Below are 18,498 nucleotides of genomic sequence, written 5' to 3'. Positions count from 1 at the left end.
CTGAGAGGGCACCCGTCCTGAGTGGTCACCCGTCCGGGCGGGAACGCGCCGTTCAGTCCACGCAGAGGCAGAACGGGTGGCCCGCCGGGTCGAGGAAGACCCGGAAGTCGTCCTCCTCGCTCGGCTGGTGGGAGTGCTTGACCGCTCCGATCGCGAGCACCTCGGCCTCGGCCTTGTCCAGGTCGTCCACCGTCACATCCAGGTGGAACTGCTGGGGACGGTCCTGGCTGGGCCAGTCCGGCGGCTGATGGTCGGGCGCCTGCTGGAAGCAGATCCGTACCGGCCCTCCGTCGGAGAGCGTCACCCAGTCGTCCTCGAGGTTGGTGATCTTCCAGCCAAGGAGCTCGCCGTAGAAGTCGGCCAGGCGTTTGGGGTCGGGACAGTCGAGGACGACGGACCGCATGCGGGCGATTGCCATGATTCCTCCCGTGTGAGACACCATCGAAAACCCTATGACGGTGTTGTGCCACCGGCAATGGTCTTACGGGGGTGTTGCCGATGTTTCAGGGAGACAGTGCCCTCGCGACGGCCCGGCATGCACGCCGGGACTCCTCATCCTCCCGGCGCCCCTGATCCTCCCGGCGCCCCTGATCCTCCCGGCGCCCCTGATCCTCCCGGCGCCCCTGATCCTCCCGGCGCCCCCGATCCTCCCGGCGCCCCTGATCCTCCCGGCGCCCCTGCCGCGGGGCGGCGCGGGATCACACCCGCGAACCCTGGAAGAGGGCCCTGATCGCCGCCAGCAACTCCCCGGGCTCACCGGACTCCCAGAAGCGCACCAGCTTGTCGATCTCCTCTCCGGGCTGGAACTCACCTGTGCCGAGCGGACCGAAGCAGCCGGCCTCGGCCAGGGCCTCCAGCAGGGGGTCGTCATCGGGCAGCGACTCGACATGGGCCGTCGCGTCGAGCAGGGCGAGCGCCGAGCGCGCGTTGCGCCCCCTGTCGCGGATCTCCACCCGGTCCAGCTTCCTTCTGGCCTGGGTGCGCAGATAGTCGGCCAGGGATTCGGTCCTGCTCATCACACTCCACACTCTCCACAAGTCTTGAAGCCATGGCTTTTCGTCACGGCATCATTACGCATCGTGAGTGATGATCACATGGCCTTCCGCAAGTTGACCGCTGAGGGCTGCCCCGAAATATCCATGAAACGGGCATGGGGAATCATTAGTCCGACGATTTCACCGACCGAGGGATGCATACGTGAGTGCCTTCGACGACCTGCTGGCCGCCAACGAGGAGTTCTCCGCCACGTTCACCGACTCGGAACTGACCGGTAGAGCCGCCCGGGGCCTGGCCGTGGTCACGTGCATGGACTCCCGGATCGACCCGCTGGGGCTGTTCGGCCTCAAGCCGGGCGACGCCAAGATCCTGCGCAACGCCGGGGCCCGGGTCACCGACGACGTGCTGCGCACGCTCGTCCTGGCCGTCTACCTGCTGAACGTGAACCGGGTGCTGATCATGCCGCACACCGACTGCGGCATGGCGAAGGCCACCGACGACGACGTGCACAGGCTGGCCGCCGAACAGGGCGTGGACACCCGCAGCCTGGAGTTCCACACCGTCCCCGACCAGGACGCCGCCCTGCGCCACGACCTGGTGCGCGCCAGGACGAGCCCGTTCCTCCCGGAGGGCCTGGTCATCGGCGGCGCGATCTACGACGTGCGCACCGGCAAGATCCTGCCCGTGGACATGTGAGGTCCGTCCCGGGGCCGCGCGCAGCCCGGCCCCGGGACCGTCCCCATGACCCGCCGCCTCCCCTCCCACCTGGATATTCGATGGAGGACCGTGCGGGGCCCGCGCCAGGATGGCTCCCCATGGACCGTCAACTGATCAGCCTCCTCGCCCACGCGGACCACCCGATCGCCGCCCCGGTCGGCCCGGCCTCCCTGGAGCGCCTGCTGGCCCGGGCACGGCTGCGGCCGGGGGCGCGCGTCCTCGACCTCGGCTGCGGGCAGGCGGCCTGGACGCTGCGGGCGCTGGAGCTCTATCCGGACGTCACGGCCGACGGGGTGGACGTCTCACCGCAGGCTCTGGCCTCGGCCGCCGGGGAGGCCGGGGCCCGGGGGCTCTCCGGCCGGATCCGGCTGCACGAGACGCCGGCCGCCGATTTCACCCCCGCCGAGCCGTACGACCTGGTGCTCTGCGTCGGAGCCGTCCACGCCTTCGGCGGGCTCGGGCCGGCGCTGGAGGCCGTGCGCGGGTTCCTGCGGCCGGAGGGCCTGGCGCTCGTCGGCGACGGGTTCTGGGACGAGGAGCCCACCCCGCAGGCCCTGACCCGGCTCGGCGCGGAACCCGATGAGTACGCCGACCTGCCCGGCACCGTCCGCGCCGTCGAGGACGCCGGGTTCCGGGTCGTCTACGGGCACACCAGCGAGCGGGCCGAGTGGGACGAGTACGAATGGTCGTGGACCGGCAGCCTGATCCGCTGGGCGCTGGACAATCCCGGTCCGGACGGCGAGGCGGCGCTGACCGCCGCGCTCGAGCACCGGGACATGTGGCTGAACGGCTATCGCGGCATCCTGGGCTTCGTCACGTTCCTGCTGCGCCGTACCGGCTGAGGAGGGGGCAGGGCCGGACACGCCTGAGACGGCGGAGGCCGTACGGCCCGCCTGGGAGGTCCGGGGCATCGGAGCCTCTCGACCCCTCACGGGGGCGCTGAGACGGCTGTATAGCCCCGTGGAGGCCGTGAACGGCCCCGGGCATGGAAGAGACGGCCCGGGGCGCTCCCGGGCCGGTGAAGGGCCGTCAGGCGTCGATATGGTCGCGGTCGACCTCGGCCGCGCTGTTGACGATGAACTCCCGGCGCGGGGCCACGTCGCTGCCCATGAGGAGGCTGAAGATGCGCTCGGCCTCCTCGACGTCCTCGATCCGGACCCGGCGCAGGGTGCGGTGGCGCGGCTCCATGGTCGTCTCGGCCAGCTGGTCGGCGTCCATCTCACCGAGACCCTTGTAGCGCTGGACCGGGTCCTTCCACCGCTTGCCGCGGCGCTCCAGGTCGCGCAGGGTGCGGTGGAGCTCGGCGTCGGAGTAGCAGTAGAGGTATCTCTCCTTGCCCCGGCCGGGGTTGGTGATCTCGATCCGGTGCAGCGGCGGGACCGCGGCGAAGACCCGCCCGGCCTCGACCAGGGGCCGCATGTAGCGGTGGAACAGGGTCAGCAACAGGCAGCGGATGTGCGCGCCGTCGACGTCGGCGTCGGCCATCAGGATGACCTTGCCGTAGCGCGCGGCCTCGATGTCGAACGAACGGCCCGAGCCCGCGCCGATGACCTGGATGATCGCGGCGCACTCGGCGTTCTTCAGCATGTCGGCGACGGACGCCTTCTGCACGTTCAGGATCTTGCCGCGGATCGGCAGCAGCGCCTGGAACTCCGAATCGCGGGCCGCGCGGGCGGTGCCCAGCGCCGAGTCACCCTCGACGATGAACAGCTCGGTGCGGTCGACGTCGTCGCTGCGGCAGTCGACCAGCTTGGCCGGGAGCGCGGAGTTCTCCAGGGCGGTCTTGCGCCGCTGGTTGTCGCGGTGCTCGCGGGCGGCGATGCGTGCCTTGGCCGCGGCGACGATCTTCTCCAGCGCCGCGCGCAGCTGCGGCTTGAGCGTGCGAGAGGGGTTGGAGAACAGCTCCTTCAGCTCGCGGGAGACCACGTGGGAGACGATCCGGCTGGCCGCCGAGGTGCCGAGGACCTCCTTGGTCTGCCCCTCGAACTGCGGCTCGGGCACCCGGACGGTCACCACCGCGGTCAGGCCCTCGAAGATGTCGTCGCGGGTGACCGGGGCGTCGCCGTTCTTCAGCAGGCGGGTCTCGCGCATCTGCTCGTTGACCGTGCGGACCATGGCCCGCTCGAAGCCGTTGACGTGGGTGCCGCCCTTGGGGGTGGCGATCACGTTGACGAAGGAGCGGACGGTGGCGTCGTAGCCCTTGCCCCAGCGCAGCGCGACGTCCACGGTGAGCTCGCGCTGGACCTCGGTGGGGGTCATGTGTCCCAGGTCGTCCAGGACCGGCACGGTCTCGTGGAAGTGGCCGACGCCCTGCAGGCGCAGCACGTCGCAGACGGCCTCGTCCCGGGCGAGGAACTCGGTGAACTCGGAGATGCCGCCGTCGAAGCGGAACTCCTCCTCGACGGGCTCCTCGCCGCGGTTGTCGCGCACGCTCAGGGTCAGGCCGGGGACCAGGAACGCGGTCTGCCGCAGGCGCACGTGGATCTCGTCGAGGGAGACCTCGGCGTCGGGCAGGAAGATCTGGCGGTCGGCCCAGAAGCGGACCCGGGTGCCGGTGCCCTTGCGGGCCAGCGGGCCGCCGTCGCGCAGGCCGGACTTCTTCTTGAACTTGGCGGTGGGCCCGTCGCCGTCGAAGACGCCCGGCACGCCCCGGCGGAAGCTGATCTCGTGGATCCGGCCGTCGCGGTCGACCTCGACGTCGAGCCGGGAGGACAGGGCGTTGACCACGGAGGCGCCGACGCCGTGCAGGCCGCCGGAGGCGGCGTAGGAGCCGCCGCCGAACTTCCCGCCCGCGTGCAGCTTGGTGTAGACGAGCTCCACGCCGGCCAGGCCGGTCTTCGGCTCGATGTCGACGGGGATGCCGCGGCCGTTGTCGCGGACCTCGATCGAACCGTCGGCGTACAGCTCGACCTCGATGCGGTCGCAGAAACCCGCCAGGGCCTCGTCGACGCCGTTGTCCACGATCTCCCACAGGCAGTGCATGAGACCGCGGCTGTCGGTGGACCCGATGTACATGCCCGGGCGCTTGCGGACGGCCTCGAGGCCCTCCAGGACCGACAGGTGACGGGCCGTATAACCCGTCTCCGTGCTAACTGCGGTCACACCCACTCCCTCCGTGCCGTGCTTCGAACACGTGTGCGTAGCCTACCGCGCTCTTCCCGGTGAGGCGTGTCCTAGCTTGCCATCAGGTGGACATCCGTGTTACATCAGGCGCGTTCTCCGTCACTGAGGGGAACATTCCGCTCTCGGCGTACTCGCAGGTCGGTTGGGAACGTCCGCATCGGGTTAGATGTTGTCTCAAGTGACTGACGCCAGATCCCCCACCCCGGGGATGACCCGAAAGGCGATACGTGACTGGAGCTCTCGCCCCCGCCAAGCCGCTGACGGCCACGGACCGCTGTGACCGGTGTGGCGCCCAGGCCTACATCCGCGCGACCCTTCCCGTTGGGGGGGAGCTGCTGTTCTGCGCCCACCACGGGCGTCAGCACGTGGCCGTGCTGAGGGACAAGGGCGCCGACATTCAGGACGAGTCGGCACGCCTCAGCGCCACCCCCTCTATCGCAAAAGACGAAGAGCGGTAGGAGTTCACCGGACCCGATAGTGATATCGGCCCGACACCGTGAATCCCAGTCGCTCATAGAGTGACCGGGCCACGGTGTTGGACTCCACCACAACCAGATATGCCCGATCGGCGCCCTGCTCCCGCCCATGCGAGAGCAGGGCGTTCAACAACCGCCTCCCGTGACCGCGTCCCCGCGCGTGCGGCAGCGTCGCCATGCAGTAGACGCCCAGCCACCCGCCCTGCGGCACGCCCCGGCCCACCGCCTCCCCGTCCAGCGAGGCGTAGACGGCCGGCACCCCGGTCAGGATCCGCTCGGCCTTCTCCACACCCTCGCCGTACCTGCCGTCCACGCTCCACCAGACGTCCAGCCACCGCCGGTCGGGGGCCGTCGCGAGCGTGACCCCGGCCGAAGACTCTCCGCCCGGCACCGCGGGCTCCCCGTCCGGTACGGCGGGCGCCAACGGCCGGGTCATGATCAGCGTGGGGTCTGCCACCCGATAGCCGCGCGCCTCCAGCAGGGCGTCCAGCCCCGGGGTCGCGCCCATGCCCACGGAGAACACGCACGGCAGCCCGCGCCCGGCGTAGAACCTCTCCGCCTCCCCTACCGCCGCCTCCAGGTCCTCGCGCTCCCCCAGCGGCAGCACCGAGTTGGCCCGCTTGGTCACCCCGTCGGCCGTGCGCAGCGTCCAGCTCCCGGCCTGCACCCTGCCGGTGGCGGGCCAGGCCCGGTCGACGAGCCGGTCGAACTCCTCATCGATCATGAAACGGGATTCTAGGTGCCGGTCCGGGCGCTCCCGGGACCGCACTAGGCTCGGGAGACGTGCTGATCCTGCTGCCCCCGTCGGAGGGCAAGGCCGCGGCGGGCCGCGGTCCCGCTCTCGACCTGTCCGCCCTGAGCTTCCCGTCGCTGCCCAGGCAGACCGTCCTGGACGCGCTGACCGCGTTGTGCGACACGCCGCAGGCGCGCACCGTCCTCGGGCTGTCCGAGGGCCAGCTCGGCGAGATCGGCAAGAACCGGGAGCTGCGCACCGCGCCCACGCTGACGGCCGCCGAGCTCTACACCGGGGTGCTCTACGACAACCTAGGCCTGGACTCCCTGTCCCCCGGCGCCGCCGGCCGGGCCGCGGAGAGCCTGCTCATCTTCTCCGGCCTGTGGGGACTGCTCAGGATCACCGACAGGGTCCCGCCGTACCGGCTGTCCATGAGTGTGAAGCTGCCGCCGCTGGGCGGGCTGGGCGCCTTCTGGCGGCGTTCGATCACGCCCCTGCTCGACACCGAGCCCGGCCTGGTGGTGGACCTGCGGTCGAGCACCTACGCGGCCGCCTGGAACCCCGGGGACCGGGCGGTGGCCGTACGGGTGCTCAAGGACGGCAAGGTGGTCAGCCACATGGCCAAGGCGACCCGGGGCTTGATCGCCCGCTCCCTCCTGGAGGCGGACGCCGGCCCGCAGACCCCCGACCAGCTCGCCAAGGTCCTGGACGACCTCGGCCACACCGTCAGCCTCGGTCCGGCCCCGTCGGCCAGGCGCTCCTGGACCCTCGACGTCCTGACGTGACGGGGTCCCGGCCCGGAGATCACTCGATGACGGGGTCCCGGCCCGGAGATCACTCGATGACGACGTCCAGCCTGCCGCAGGCCCGCTCGAACTGCCGGGCCGGATCGCCCAGATACGACCAGGGCAGCCGGCTGACCCTGCCGCCGGTCCCGGCCAGGTGCCCCCGGGCCGGCCGGCGCAGGCCGCCGAGATAGAAGGCGGCCCCGAACAGGTTGTGGGCCTCCACCGACCGCGGGTGCCCGCCCGCGGTCCGCCACCGGCCCGCGTGCGCCACGACCTCGCGCAGCGCCTCGTCGGTGAACCAGGCGCCCCGCGACATCGGCGAGCGCTCGGCCGCGACGCGCTCGAAGTGGGCCAGCGGCAGCAGCGCGGGCATCGGGCCGCCGTCGGGCGCCCGGGACACCGCGTCCCTGGCGAAGGCGAGCATCTCCTGCGCCGTCCCGCCCCAGGCGGGCGAGAGCGTCATCAGCCGGGCCACGTTGGCCGGGAAGAGCGCCGGGCAGCGGCGGGCGATCTCGAACCAGACGGCGTCCTTGTCGGAGCGCGGCCGGTCGAGGCCGAGGGTGAGCCACATCATCGACTCCCACGGCACCGGATCGGACGGCGCGAGCGCCGCCGCCGTCAGCAGCGGCCGCCGGGCGGCGTCCATCGCCCGGTGGAAGATCTGCAGCCGGTGCGCCTGCACGGCGCGCGCCCTGGCGTCGGGCTTGAGCGCCCAGGCCTCCTCGATGAGGGTACGGCCCAGCCACAGCCACAGGTCGGGGTTGACCCGGTCGCGGGCCGCCATGGCCTCGATGTCGCGGCTCCATCCCGTCGCCGCCCTGGCCAGGGCCTCGGCTCGCAGCGCGCGGCTCTCCGGGTCGCCGCGGGTGGCGCGCAGCGCGGCCGCCCCCGCGTCGAGGAGACCGCGGTGCACCGCGGTGACCGCCTCGTCGAGCGCCCCGTCCGCCCACGGGCGGTCGACGATCACACGTGGTCCCCGGACCCGGGCTCTGCCCGTCTCGATCACACCCATGGCGGGTGAGAGTAGTCGCCCGGCCGTCACCCCGCGTTATCGACCGGTTACAAGTGTGTAAACGACGCGGCGGCCCGCACCGGGAAGGTGCGGGCCGCCGATGATCGCTCTTGCTCGTCCGGTCCTAGTCCAGGTAGTCGCGCAGGACCTGGGACCGGGACGGGTGACGGAGCTTGGACATCGTCTTCGACTCGATCTGGCGGATGCGCTCGCGCGTCACCCCGTAGACCTTGCCGATCTCGTCGAGGGTCTTCGGCTGGCCGTCGGTGAGGCCGAACCGCATGGAGACGACGCCCGCCTCGCGCTCGGACAGCGTGTCCAGGACGGAGTGGAGCTGTTCCTGCAGCAGCGTGAAGCTGACCGCGTCCGCGGGAACGATCGCCTCGGAGTCCTCGATGAGGTCACCGAACTCGCTGTCGCCCTCCTCGCCCAGCGGGGTGTGGAGGGAGATCGGCTCGCGGCCGTACTTCTGGACCTCGATGACCTTCTCGGGGGTCATGTCGAGCTCGCGGGCCAGTTCCTCCGGGGTCGGCTCGCGGCCGAGGTCCTGCAGCATCTGCCGCTGGACGCGGGCCAGCTTGTTGATCACTTCGACCATGTGGACCGGGATGCGGATGGTCCGCGCCTGGTCGGCCATGGCGCGGGTGATCGCCTGCCGGATCCACCACGTGGCGTAGGTGGAGAACTTGTAGCCCTTGGTGTAGTCGAACTTCTCGACCGCACGGATCAGGCCCAGGTTGCCCTCCTGGATCAGGTCCAGGAAGAGCATGCCGCGGCCGGTGTAGCGCTTGGCCAGCGAGACCACCAGACGGAGGTTGGCCTCCAGCAGGTGGTTCTTGGCCCGGCGGCCGTCCTCGGCGATCCACTCCAGTTCGGCGCGGACGTCCACCGGCAGCTTCTCGCCGTCGGTGCCCAGCTGCTCCTCGGCGAACAGGCCGGCCTCGATGCGCTTGGCGAGCTCGACCTCCTGCTCGGCGTTGAGCAGGGGGACCTTGCCGATCTGCTTGAGGTAGTCCTTGACCGGGTCGGCGGTGGCGCCGGCGGCGGCGACCTGCGCCACGGGGGCGTCATCGTCGTCGTCGGAGAGGATCAGGACCTCGTCGTCGCTCTGGACGACGGCGGGGTCGGGCTCGGCCTTGGCCTCCTCGTCGGCCTCGGGCTCCGGTTCGACCTCGACCTCGACCTCTTCTGGCTCGGCCTCGGCCTCCAGGTCGAAGTCCTCGAGCTCGACGTCGTCGAGGTCGATCTCCTCCTCGTCCTCGGCGTCGATCGCCTTGGGCTTGGAGTCGGCCTTGGGCGCGGGCGCCTCGGGCCCCGCGGCCTTGGCCGGACCGGCCGTCGGCTTCTTGGCCGCCGGAGCGGCCTTCTTGGCGGGGGCGACCGGCTTCTTGGCCGCCGGGGCGGGCTCGGAGCCGCCGACGACCGCGGTGACGGTCTCCGGCTGCTCCTTGGCCGCCGCGGCCGCGGTCTTGGTCTTCTTGACCGGGGCGGCGGGCGTGGCAGGGGTACGGCGCTTGGCCTGGGGCCGGGACTTCTTGGGGCCGGCGGAGTCCTCAGCAGTCAGTCGTACGGTGATGCCCTCTTTGCTGAGGCTGCGCAGGATTCCAGCGACCTGCGCCATCGGAATGTCCGCTTCCTCGACGGCCTTGCGGACATCCTCGGACTCGAGGAACCCCTGCGAGCGCCCCCGCTCCATCAGCTGCTGAATGACGGGCTCGTTCAGCTCGGATGGCTTCGAGCGAGTCGAACTTGCAGGCGACACGAACACCTCTCGAAGGAAAGCGAGACGAGAATGGACTCTGATGCCCGCTAGGGGCGGATGCCTCTAGTTGCGATCAGCGAGGCCGTGCGAACCGCGACGCACCTGCACAACATTCTGGCACGGCACCGTGATTCATACGGCCGCCTCCCGGCGGTTGCCCTCCACCCTAGGCCGACGAAGACAGTAGTGCGTACGGAAGCGGGGCACCGATATCCGAAAGCAACCCTTATGACTGTTTCATTCAGTCACTCTTCGTCGTCGGAGGGACATGAATCGCGAGCACCGTGACGTCATCATCCTGCTCATACCCCGCCAACATGCGATCCACCAGGAAATCCAGCAGCATATGGGGACTTCCAACAACTTCTGGCGGCGCTTCGGTCACAACCGAGCAAAGTTCCGCGAGTCCGGCATCCAGCCCCCGCTTGCGGTTCTCCACCAGGCCGTCGGAGTACAGGACGGCGGTGTGGCCCGGCGGGACGCAGAAGCGGAACTGCCGGCGGCTGGCCGGCCAGCCGAGCGGGGTGCCCGGCTCCCCCTCGCACAGCAGCGGCACGCCCTGCGGTGAGACGAGCAGGGGCGGCGGGTGGCCCGCCAGCGCCAGCGTGCCCTCTCCGGTGCCCGGCTCGACCACCATGTAGGCGAGCGTGGTGACCTGCTCCTCCTCCTCGGTCGCCTCGAAGACCCGGTCCAGGCCGGTGAGGACCGCCGCGGGCGGCGGGTTGGTCAGGGCCAGCGCCCGCATGGCGTTGCGGATGCGGCCCATCCCGGCCGCGGCCTTGACGCCCTTGCCCATGACGTCGCCGACCACCGCGGCGACCCGGCCGTCCTGCAGGACGAACGCGTCGTACCAGTCGCCGCCGACCTGCACGTGACGGCTGCCCGAGCGGAAGCGCTGGGCCAGGGTCAGCCCGCGGACCACCGGCAGGCGGTCGGGCAGCAGGCTCCGCTGGAGCGTCTCGGCGGTGCGGTGCTCGCGCTCGAACAGGGTCGCCCGCTCGACGGCGAGCGCGCACTGGCCGGCCAGGGCCTCCAGGAAGACGCCGTCCTCCTGGGAGATCTTCTGGGGGCGGGTGAAGGCGAAGCGCAGCGCGCCCAGGGCGCGGCCGGCGGCCAGCAGCGGGAGGCCGACCCAGGCCCGCTCGTCGCTGTGGGTGACGAACCCCTTGATGACGTCCTCGTCGCCCCCGGCGTCGACGAGCTGGGACAGCAGGCTCTCGGGCGACTCGGCGAAGACCGGGCGGCGGCTGTTGACCGCCATGGTCATCACGCTGGAGTGCGACAGCGGGATCTCCTCGCCGGGCGCGCCGGGGACGTCGGGGATGCCGCCGTTGTTGACCAGCTTCAGCGCGGCCCGGTCGGCGTCGAGCAGCGCCACCGCCGAGCGGTCGGCGGCCAGTGCCGTACGGCCCACGTCGATGATGACCTGGACGACCTGCTCGACCGTGAGCGCCTCGGCGAGCATGGCGGTGGCGCCCTGCAGCCGCGCCGTGCGCAGCGCCGCGGCGCCGAGCTGGTCGGTCAGCCGGCCGCGCATCTCCTCGGCCTCGCGCTGCGGGGTGACGTCGGTGTTCGCCCCGACCCACTCGACGACCTTGCCGTGCCGGATGATCGGCACGGCGCGCACCTCGAAGTGGCGGTAACCGCTGGCCCGCGTGCGGACGCGGTAGTTCCACTCGAACATGGTCCGGCCGCGCAGGGCCTCGCGCCACGCCTCCTCGGTGTGCACGCGGTCGTCGGGGTGCACGGCCTCCAGCCAGCCGTGGGCGAGGTATTCGTCGAGCCCCTGGCCGGTGATGGCCCGCCACTGCGGCGCGTCCTCCACCGTCGCGCCGCTCGGCGCCGTGATCCACACGAGCTGCGACTGCGCCTCGACGAGCGAGCGGTAGCGCTCCTCGCTGCGCCGCAGGTCCTCCTCGACCTTCCGGCTCTCGGTGACGTCGACGCCGACCAGGCACACCGCGCGCAGCACGCCCTTGTCGTCGTGGACCGGCGAGAAGGTCAGCGACCAGTGGTGGGTCTGCCCCTCGGCCGTGCGCACCCGGATCCGCTGGCCGTTCTCGACCGCGGCGCCCGCCACGACGCCGCGGACCGATCCCTCGACCAGAGCGGTGAGGTCGGCGGACAGCAGCTCTCCCGGGGTGCGGCCGACCAGGCGCTCGGCGGGCAGGCCGACGACGTCGGCGAAGACGTCGTCCACCCGCTGGAAGCGACCGTCGAGGTCGAAGAACGCGAAGGCGAACGGCGACTGAGACAACAGGCCCTGGAGAAGGCCCGAGTCCGAGATGTCCACATCCGACTCCCGGGGACGGGGCACGGAGGTTTCGGCGCTCATGGTCGGCACCTCCGTCGCGTGCCAGGGTCTCCCACGAGGCACATCTCCAAACTTGCGAATCGTCGTAGCACGGCTCCGGGGAACCGGATCCTGCACTACATCATCGGCGATGGGCACCTACGGACGGAAGCCCCGCCCATGATGCGATGACCCCCCCGGCCCGAGGACCAGGATGTCCACGGTAACGCGCCGGGATTCCAGCATGACAGCGCCTCGCGGGACTCCGCCGGGCACGCGGCTGACCGGTGGCCGCACGGCCGGGCCGGCATCCGCACCCCCCGGTCCCGCCTCCCGGAGGGGACGGCGAGGACCTGATCACACCGGCGCGAGCACCGCCGGCGCCTCGCAGCGCTCGCGGCCAGGACACTAGCAGGATCGAGCCGGACCGTCCCGACAACCGCCCACCTCGTCTCGGCCGGAGTCCTGGCAAGATCAGCCTAATGACCCGCACCCTATTCGGCTTCCCGTTCCGGGACATCCTTTTACCCTCTCCTGGGGGGAGCGAGTCAAGACATGGGTCAGCTTTCCATGTCACCCACCGGAGGCTTGACACTGGCGCGATACGTTATGGAATGAAAACGCACGTCCTCGCCGCCCATCCGGGAATATCCCGGTAACCCGGAGGAATGTGACATCCATGCCCGCTCTCGCCACTCGCTTCACCAGCGGTCCGACGGGGCTCCGCGAGCCCGTGAGCGCCCGTCTGGCCGCCGAGTTCCTCACCGTCCCGCTCGACACCGTGGACAAATGCGTCGCCGACGTCTTCGCATGCACCGAGCACCTGGGCGTGGAGGCCACTCCCGAGGTGATCGAACGCGTCGCCCGCGAGCATCTCCTCGCGATCGTGAACTCGGCGCCGCCGCCGCGAGGGCTCCGCTAGCCTCCGGGCGGCGGCCGTTCCCCGTTCCTCCGTGCCGATCGGCCTTCATGGGCTAAGATTGCTCACGATCACGCGTGAAGGCGGAGGGGCCCGATCGGGTGATCGCACAAATGTGGCGTCGCCGGGTGATTCCCGCCCTGGGAACGGAAAGCGCCTGCGGAGACCGGACAGACCCGCGGGCGACTGTCGGCCCAGATCGGTGAAGCAGGAACAACCGAGAGAGCCGTTGAACCGAACGGTCACCATGTCGCGTTCCATTCACCCATGGAGTCGGGAACGCGAGAAGGTTGAACGTGATCGAGCGGAGCGGACGGACCGGCGGAGACCACAGTCCCGGGGCAGCACGGCCGGCGGGGGAGGCCGCTTGAGCCGCCGGCACCGCAGGGACCCCCGGGAGAGCCAGGCCCCCGACGAGGTGTTCTCGGAGATGCTGCTGGCCGCCCGCGAGCTTCTCGCCGTGCGCAGCCCGCTGGACGCCGAGCTCATGGTCTCCGACATGGTGGGCGCCTGGTGGGGACGGCGGCTGCGGCGCGGGGACGCCGAGCAGGTCCTGGGCGAGGGCCTGGTCGACTACGCGGCGAAGGCCGGCACGCCCGCCGCGCTGACCCTGCTGATCGCGCTGGCCTATCTGGGCACCGCCCGCCAGGCCGCCAAGGCCGAGGGCGCGGCGCTGGCGCTCATCGAGCGCGGCGTGGCCCGGCCCCGCTGGGCCGACCGGCTGGGCGTGGTCAAGCCCACCGGCTGCTACGTCTCCCGTGACGCCTACGGCGACCAGGACACGGTGGTGTGCACCTTCGGCTACCGGGGCTCCGACAGCGGCGAGGACCGGCACGCCCTGGTCATGGTCGTCGACTACAACATGCGGGGCATCGCCCGCGACGCCTGGGTCTCCTCGCACGTGGACAAGCTGCTGGAGCAGGCCAGGGCGGAGGCCGACGCCAACGCGATGCTCCGCTTCGAGGAGATCGAGCCGCAGCAGGCCAGGGCCCTGCTGGAGTCGGCCATGAAGGCCACCGCCGAGTACGGCGACCGCAAGACGACCGCCCCGGTCAGCGACAGCTACAGCGCCTACCACGCCTTCGCCCGCTCCCGGATCAAGGCGCTGCCCCCCGGCCGCAAGCGCCCGGCGCCCCTGCACAGCGAGGCGCCCTACAGCCGCGACCGCCGGGCGATGCTGGCCGCGGAGTTCCTCTCCTCGGACGCGGCCGAGCACCTGTCGGACCCCTCGGCGGCCTCCCGGTGCGCCGACCACATCATCGACTACGGCTGCGACCAGGACTTCGGCCGCCCGCTGCGGGTCAGCCCCACCAAGTGCGAGACGTTCCTGCTCGACTGGCTGCCGCGCAAGGTGATGCTCAGCCCGGCCGAGCAGGAGGCGATGCCGTACGCCCTGAGCGCCTGGGCGCGCTTCGCCGCGGGCCGCAGCGGGCTGGCGGAGGAGGGGCTGCGCGCCACCCTGGACGGGGTGTGGGAGGCCACGGCCCAGTTCGCCGAGACCTACCGCGACCCGACGACCTTCGGCCTCGACCGCGACCTGGTGGAGCGGCTGCTGCCGGACGGGGACCTGTCGGCCCTGGCCCGGCGGGTCTTCGCCTTCCCGTTCCTGCAGGGCATGCACGGCGAGATCAAGCTCGACCTGCTCAACCCCGCCGACGAGACCGACCGCCGGGTGCTGCTGGAGATCGACCACGGCGACGACCGCGACCGCTTCGACTACGACGAGCACCTGGCCTGGCACGAGGAGATCGCCGCCCGGCTGTGGGAGGGCGACCCGCCGCAGCTGTGGGAGGCCGCCCAGCGGCTGCTGGACCTCGGTCACGACAGGCACGAGGTCCTGCACGTGCTGATCGAGATCGCCGAGCGGATCGGCGACGACCCCGAGGAGCTCGCCACGGCCCTCGACGACATCGCGGACATTCCCGACGAACCTCCCATGTAGGGGTGAGCCATGGTGATCGACCTCAACGCCGACCTCGGTGAGAGCTTCGGCATCTGGCGGCTGGGCGACGACGCGGCCCTGCTCGACGTGGTGACCAGCGCGAACGTCGCCTGCGGGTTCCACGCCGGCGACCCGGTCACGATCCGCCGCACCTGCGCCGCCGCGATCGACCGGGGGGTGGCCATCGGCGCCCAGGTCTCCTACCGCGACCTGGCCGGGTTCGGGCGCCGCGAGATGGAGATGGACCCCGAGGAGCTGTGCGCCGAGGTGCTCTACCAGATCGCGGCGGTGGACGGCATCGCCAGGGCGATGGGCGGGCGGGTCTCCTACGTCAAGCCGCACGGCGCCCTCTACAACCGCATCTGCCGCGACCCCGAGCAGGCCGAGGCGGTCGTGGTGGCCGTGGCCGACTACGACCAGAGCCTGCCGGTGCTCACCCTGCCCGGCTCGGCCGTCCACGACATCGCCGCCCGCGAGGGGGTCCCCACCGTCGCCGAGGCCTTCGCCGACCGCGCCTACACGCCCGCCGGGACCCTGGTCCCCCGCCGCTCCCCCGGCGCGGTGCTCCACGACCCCGGCACGGTCGCGGCCCGGGCCGTGCGCATGGCGACCGACCAGGTCGTGACCGCCTCCGACGGATCCCAGGTCCCGGTCCAGGCCCGGTCCATCTGCCTGCACGGCGACACCCCCGGCGCCGTACGGCTGGCGCGGGCCGTCCGCGACGGCCTGGCCGACGCCGGAGTGATCGTGAAGGCCTTCACGTGAGACCGGCCGAGACGGCCCGGCTCCGCCGTCCCGGAGGGCGCCGGTGAGCGGCCCGGACACCGCGGGCGATCAGGGCACGCCGGGCGACGCGGACGCGATGACGGTGAGCGGCCCGGACACCGCGGGCACGCCGGGCGGCGCGGGTTCCGGCGGGGAGGCGGTGATCCGGCGGGCCGGGGAGTACGGGCTCCTGGTGGAGACCGGGGCGCTGGAGGTCTCCCACCGGCTGGACGCGCTGCTGCGGGCCGAGCGGCCGGACGGGGTCGTGGAGATCGTTCCCGGCCCGGCCACCGTGCTGGTCGTCGCCCCCGGCGCCGACCTGCCCCGTCTCAGGTCGCGGCTGTCCCTCCTGGCCCGTACGGCGGCCGCCCCCGGCGCGGGCGCCGCCGCGGCGGACAGAATCGTGACGGTCCCGGTGGTCTACGACGGCGCCGACCTCGAGGAGGTGGCCGCGCTGACCGGCCTGTCCCCGCGGGAGGTGGTCGAGCGGCACACGGGACGGGAACTGGTGGCGGGCTGGCTGGGCTTCGCCCCGGGGTTCGCCTACCTCACCGGCCTGGACCCGGTCCTGCACGTGCCGCGCCTGGCCACCCCGCGCACCTCGGTCCCCGCGGGGGCGGTGGCGGTCGCCGGTCCATACTCCGCGGTCTATCCCGCGGCCTCGCCGGGCGGCTGGCGGCTGCTCGGCCGCTCGCCGATGCCGGTGTGGGACGTGGCGGCCGACCCGCCCGCCGTCCTGACCCCCGGCACCCGCGTCCGCTTCGAGGCGGTCACCGGATGAGCGCATGATCGAGGTGATCGCGCCGGGGCCGTACGCCACCGTGCAGGATCTCGGGCGCCCCGGATACGGCCACCTGGGGGTGCCCCGCTCGGGCGCCGCCGACGCGCCGGGCCTGCGGCTGGCCAACCGCCTGGTCGGCAACCCGGAGGACGCCGCGGGGATCGAGCTGACCTTCGGCGGAGCCCGCCTGCGCCTGTCCGCCGGAGTGTGGGTCGCCCTCGCGGGCGCCCCCTGCCCGGTCGAACTCCTCGTCCCAGAAGAGCCCTCAGTCCCTGGAGTCCCCGGGGAGCCCGGAGTCCCCGGAACGGGCGGCGGGGAGGCGGGAGAGCAGGACACGGCTGCCCGGCGCGAGAGGCGTGGCGCCGGAGGCCGGGAGGCGGAGGTCCCGGCCGTGCGGGATCCGCGGCGGGACCCGCGGGCCGGGATGTACGCGCCGTTCTGGGTTCCGGCGGGCGGTCAGGTGCGGGTGGGCGCGCCCGCGACCGGGCTGCGCACCTATCTCGCGGTCCGGGGCGGCGTGGACGTGCCGCCGGTGCTCGGCAGCCGCTCGACGGACTCGCTGTCCGGCCTCGGTCCAGCCCCGCTGTCCCCCGGCGCGATCCTGCCCGTGGGCCCGGCCCGGGGGCTCGCGCCGATCACGGTGGACGCGGCGCCGCCCCGTCCCGCGGCGCGGACCCCCATCCGGCTGCTCGCCGGTCCGCGGGACGACTGGTTCGTCTCCGACGCGCTGGAGACCCTGTGCGCGCGGCCGTACGAGGTCAGCCAGGACAGCAACCGGGTCGGCGTGCGGCTGCGGGGCGCGGTGCTGAAGCGGGCCAGGGACGGGGAGCTGCCCAGCGAGGGCATGGTGGCCGGGGCCCTGCAGGTGCCGCCCGACGGGCAGCCGATCGTCTTCCTCGCCGACCACCCGCCGACCGGCGGCTATCCCGTCATCGCCGTCGTCGTCCCCGCCGACCTCGTCCGGATCGCCCAGCTCCGCCCCGGCGACGCGGTCCGCTTCCACCGGTGACGGTTCCGCCCCGACGGTTCCACCTGTGAAGGTCCCGCCCTGACGTTTCCGTCCCTGACGGTTGTGCCTCCGGCGACGGCCGGGGAGAGCCGCTATCCGATGAGCGCCGCGACGCGCCCGGCCTCGGCCTTCAGGGCCGCAGGCGGCACGTCCTCGAACAGGTCGAAGGCGATCTCGCCGTTCCTGGCCTCCCACACCCCCGCCACCCGGCCCCGGTGGACCACGACCGGGGATATCCATCCGGCGGCCCTGCTCACCTTCGGCCTGGCCTCCTTGGGCAGGAGCGGTTCGAGGTCGCGGGGGGCGCCCAGGATGTACTGGTCGAAGCCGGGCAGCAGGTGGACGCCGGCGGCGGGTGAGGTCGCGGCCAGATCGTCGAGGTGCTCGGCGAGCAGGACCATCGGGCGGCCCTCCACCTCGATCTCGGCCAGCTCGGGCGCGAGGTCGCGGAACCAGCCGCGCAGGTCGGCCTTCCTGGCGCCGCCCCGGTAGAGCCAGGTGTCGAACGTCTCCGGGGTGCCGGGGCCGTGGGCGCCGAGGAAGGAGCGGACCAGGGCCATGCCGCCCTGCGCGGCCGCGGGGAGCTCGGACGGCCAGCCGGGAACCCAGTCGCGGGGGCTGACGAAGGTGACCCTGCCCTCGCGCGGCGGGCCGTAGCACAGCTCGCCGAGGAAGCTGAGCGGCTTGAGCAGCGCGCCCCAGCCGGAGGTGAGCGCCTCCCGCAGATGGGCGTCGCCGGTGACCTCGATGACGCCCTCGACCAGCTCCTCGCGGGTGAGCGTGCGTCCCTCCAGCGCCCGGGGGACGGCCTCGATGATGGCCGCCACCTCCGCGGCGGTCACCCCGTGGCCCCGCTGCCACGACCCCTTGTCCCAGTGGCGGAAGGAGCCCAGGACCGCGGCGTAGGAGGCCAGCTCGTCGGCCGGGACCAGGTGGAGCGTGCCCCGCGCCGTCCAGGTCTTGACCAGCGTGCGGTCGCGCCACAGGGCCTGCCCGGTCTCACCGCGCCGGGGCCGCGCCTGCCGTACGGCGACCGCCAGCTCGGCCGACAAGGCGACCTGGGCCTGCACCCCGGCCAGCCGCCGGACCACCGAGACCGCGTCGCCGCCCGCCACCGGATCGACGAACTGCCGCCTCAACCGCCAGGCGAGCACCTGCGGCCATGTCACCGAAATCGTCATG

The 18,498-nt window shown here is 72.3% G+C and carries 17 protein-coding genes; 9 read left to right on the top strand and 8 right to left on the bottom strand.

What is annotated here, in order from left to right:
- Window positions 1-52 precede the first annotated feature (52 nt).
- A complete protein-coding gene (locus Psi01_RS05565) occupies window positions 53-418 on the bottom strand; it encodes a VOC family protein (protein WP_204062840.1) in 366 nt (121 codons plus the stop codon).
- A gap of 280 nt (window positions 419-698) precedes the next feature.
- Window positions 699-1,016, bottom strand: a complete 318-nt coding sequence (locus Psi01_RS05560) for a hypothetical protein (protein WP_204062839.1) — start codon at window positions 1,014-1,016, stop codon at window positions 699-701.
- A 181-nt stretch (window positions 1,017-1,197) separates the two neighbouring features.
- On the opposite strand from Psi01_RS05560, the gene Psi01_RS05555 reads away from it, so the two are divergent.
- Window positions 1,198-1,692 (top strand): beta-class carbonic anhydrase, encoded by a 495-nt coding sequence (locus Psi01_RS05555; RefSeq protein WP_204062838.1) that lies wholly within the window; start codon window positions 1,198-1,200, stop codon window positions 1,690-1,692.
- Window positions 1,693-1,811: 119 nt separating this feature from the next.
- The gene (locus Psi01_RS05550; protein WP_204062837.1) at window positions 1,812-2,555 is read left to right on the top strand and encodes an SAM-dependent methyltransferase; all 744 of its coding nucleotides are present in this window, start codon (window positions 1,812-1,814) and stop codon (window positions 2,553-2,555) included.
- 187 nt (window positions 2,556-2,742) lie between these two features.
- On the opposite strand, the gene Psi01_RS05545 is transcribed toward Psi01_RS05550, so the two are convergent.
- Window positions 2,743-4,815 carry a DNA gyrase/topoisomerase IV subunit B gene (locus Psi01_RS05545; protein WP_204062836.1) on the bottom strand — a complete coding sequence of 691 codons (2,073 nt, stop codon included), beginning with the start codon at window positions 4,813-4,815 and terminating at the stop codon, window positions 2,743-2,745.
- Between the two features lie 248 nt (window positions 4,816-5,063).
- Between Psi01_RS05545 and Psi01_RS43140 the strand changes: the two genes are divergently transcribed.
- Window positions 5,064-5,294, top strand: a complete 231-nt coding sequence (locus Psi01_RS43140) for a DUF7455 domain-containing protein (protein ID WP_239127137.1) — start codon at window positions 5,064-5,066, stop codon at window positions 5,292-5,294.
- A 4-nt stretch (window positions 5,295-5,298) separates the two neighbouring features.
- On the opposite strand, the gene Psi01_RS05540 is transcribed toward Psi01_RS43140, so the two are convergent.
- Window positions 5,299-6,036, bottom strand: coding sequence for a GNAT family N-acetyltransferase (locus Psi01_RS05540; protein ID WP_204062835.1), 738 nt, complete (start codon window positions 6,034-6,036; stop codon window positions 5,299-5,301).
- Between the two features lie 59 nt (window positions 6,037-6,095).
- On the opposite strand from Psi01_RS05540, the gene Psi01_RS05535 reads away from it, so the two are divergent.
- Entirely contained in the window at window positions 6,096-6,830 is a 735-nt protein-coding gene (locus tag Psi01_RS05535; protein ID WP_204062834.1) for a YaaA family protein, read from the top strand.
- Window positions 6,831-6,879: 49 nt separating this feature from the next.
- Here the strand turns inward: Psi01_RS05535 and Psi01_RS05530 are convergent, their stop codons facing one another.
- From Psi01_RS05530 to Psi01_RS05520, 3 genes are all read right to left on the bottom strand, one after another.
- A complete protein-coding gene (locus Psi01_RS05530; RefSeq protein WP_204062833.1) occupies window positions 6,880-7,845 on the bottom strand; it encodes a hypothetical protein in 966 nt (321 codons plus the stop codon).
- Window positions 7,846-7,969: 124 nt separating this feature from the next.
- Window positions 7,970-9,607 (bottom strand): RNA polymerase sigma factor, encoded by a 1,638-nt coding sequence (locus Psi01_RS05525; RefSeq protein ID WP_204062832.1) that lies wholly within the window; start codon window positions 9,605-9,607, stop codon window positions 7,970-7,972.
- A 241-nt stretch (window positions 9,608-9,848) separates the two neighbouring features.
- Window positions 9,849-11,942 carry a SpoIIE family protein phosphatase gene (locus Psi01_RS05520; protein ID WP_204062831.1) on the bottom strand — a complete coding sequence of 698 codons (2,094 nt, stop codon included), beginning with the start codon at window positions 11,940-11,942 and terminating at the stop codon, window positions 9,849-9,851.
- Between the two features lie 637 nt (window positions 11,943-12,579).
- Here Psi01_RS05520 and Psi01_RS05515 point away from each other — a divergent pair.
- From Psi01_RS05515 to Psi01_RS05495, 5 genes are all read left to right on the top strand, one after another.
- Window positions 12,580-12,822 (top strand): hypothetical protein, encoded by a 243-nt coding sequence (locus Psi01_RS05515; RefSeq protein WP_204062830.1) that lies wholly within the window; start codon window positions 12,580-12,582, stop codon window positions 12,820-12,822.
- Window positions 12,823-13,249: 427 nt separating this feature from the next.
- On the top strand, window positions 13,250-14,761 hold the full coding sequence (locus Psi01_RS05510; protein WP_239127142.1) for a hypothetical protein: 1,512 nt from the start codon (window positions 13,250-13,252) through the stop codon (window positions 14,759-14,761).
- A 9-nt stretch (window positions 14,762-14,770) separates the two neighbouring features.
- Entirely contained in the window at window positions 14,771-15,526 is a 756-nt protein-coding gene (locus Psi01_RS05505; protein ID WP_204062829.1) for a LamB/YcsF family protein, read from the top strand.
- Between the two features lie 43 nt (window positions 15,527-15,569).
- Window positions 15,570-16,307, top strand: coding sequence for a 5-oxoprolinase subunit B family protein (locus Psi01_RS05500; protein WP_239127135.1), 738 nt, complete (start codon window positions 15,570-15,572; stop codon window positions 16,305-16,307).
- Window positions 16,308-16,311: 4 nt separating this feature from the next.
- The gene (locus tag Psi01_RS05495) at window positions 16,312-17,316 is read left to right on the top strand and encodes a 5-oxoprolinase subunit C family protein (protein ID WP_204062828.1); all 1,005 of its coding nucleotides are present in this window, start codon (window positions 16,312-16,314) and stop codon (window positions 17,314-17,316) included.
- Between the two features lie 92 nt (window positions 17,317-17,408).
- On the opposite strand, the gene Psi01_RS05490 is transcribed toward Psi01_RS05495, so the two are convergent.
- On the bottom strand, window positions 17,409-18,497 hold the full coding sequence (locus Psi01_RS05490) for a winged helix DNA-binding domain-containing protein (RefSeq protein ID WP_204062827.1): 1,089 nt from the start codon (window positions 18,495-18,497) through the stop codon (window positions 17,409-17,411).
- Window position 18,498: the final 1 nt, after the last annotated feature.

It is taken from the genome of Paraplanobispora siamensis (genome assembly GCF_016863175.1).
GTDB lineage: Bacteria > Actinomycetota > Actinomycetes > Streptosporangiales > Streptosporangiaceae > Planobispora > Planobispora siamensis.
The sequence above is the reverse complement of the archived record's forward strand: the minus strand, read 5'-3'. Positions and strand labels throughout refer to the sequence as shown.

What these genes read in the sequence shown, in the direction of transcription:
- Psi01_RS05495 (WP_204062828.1), top strand. Translation starts at nt 16,312, where the DNA reads ATGATCGAGGTGATCGCGCCGGGGCCGTACGCCACCGTGCAGGATCTC.
- Psi01_RS05520 (WP_204062831.1), bottom strand. Translation starts at nt 11,942, where the DNA reads ATGAGCGCCGAAACCTCCGTGCCCCGTCCCCGGGAGTCGGATGTGGAC.
- Psi01_RS05550 (WP_204062837.1), top strand. Translation starts at nt 1,812, where the DNA reads ATGGACCGTCAACTGATCAGCCTCCTCGCCCACGCGGACCACCCGATC.
- Psi01_RS05565 (WP_204062840.1), bottom strand. Translation starts at nt 418, where the DNA reads ATGGCAATCGCCCGCATGCGGTCCGTCGTCCTCGACTGTCCCGACCCC.
- Psi01_RS05540 (WP_204062835.1), bottom strand. Translation starts at nt 6,036, where the DNA reads ATGATCGATGAGGAGTTCGACCGGCTCGTCGACCGGGCCTGGCCCGCC.
- Psi01_RS05530 (WP_204062833.1), bottom strand. Translation starts at nt 7,845, where the DNA reads ATGGGTGTGATCGAGACGGGCAGAGCCCGGGTCCGGGGACCACGTGTG.
- Psi01_RS05510 (WP_239127142.1), top strand. Translation starts at nt 13,250, where the DNA reads ATGCTGCTGGCCGCCCGCGAGCTTCTCGCCGTGCGCAGCCCGCTGGAC.
- Psi01_RS05505 (WP_204062829.1), top strand. Translation starts at nt 14,771, where the DNA reads ATGGTGATCGACCTCAACGCCGACCTCGGTGAGAGCTTCGGCATCTGG.
- Psi01_RS05560 (WP_204062839.1), bottom strand. Translation starts at nt 1,016, where the DNA reads ATGAGCAGGACCGAATCCCTGGCCGACTATCTGCGCACCCAGGCCAGA.
- Psi01_RS05490 (WP_204062827.1), bottom strand. Translation starts at nt 18,497, where the DNA reads ATGACGATTTCGGTGACATGGCCGCAGGTGCTCGCCTGGCGGTTGAGG.
- Psi01_RS05515 (WP_204062830.1), top strand. Translation starts at nt 12,580, where the DNA reads ATGCCCGCTCTCGCCACTCGCTTCACCAGCGGTCCGACGGGGCTCCGC.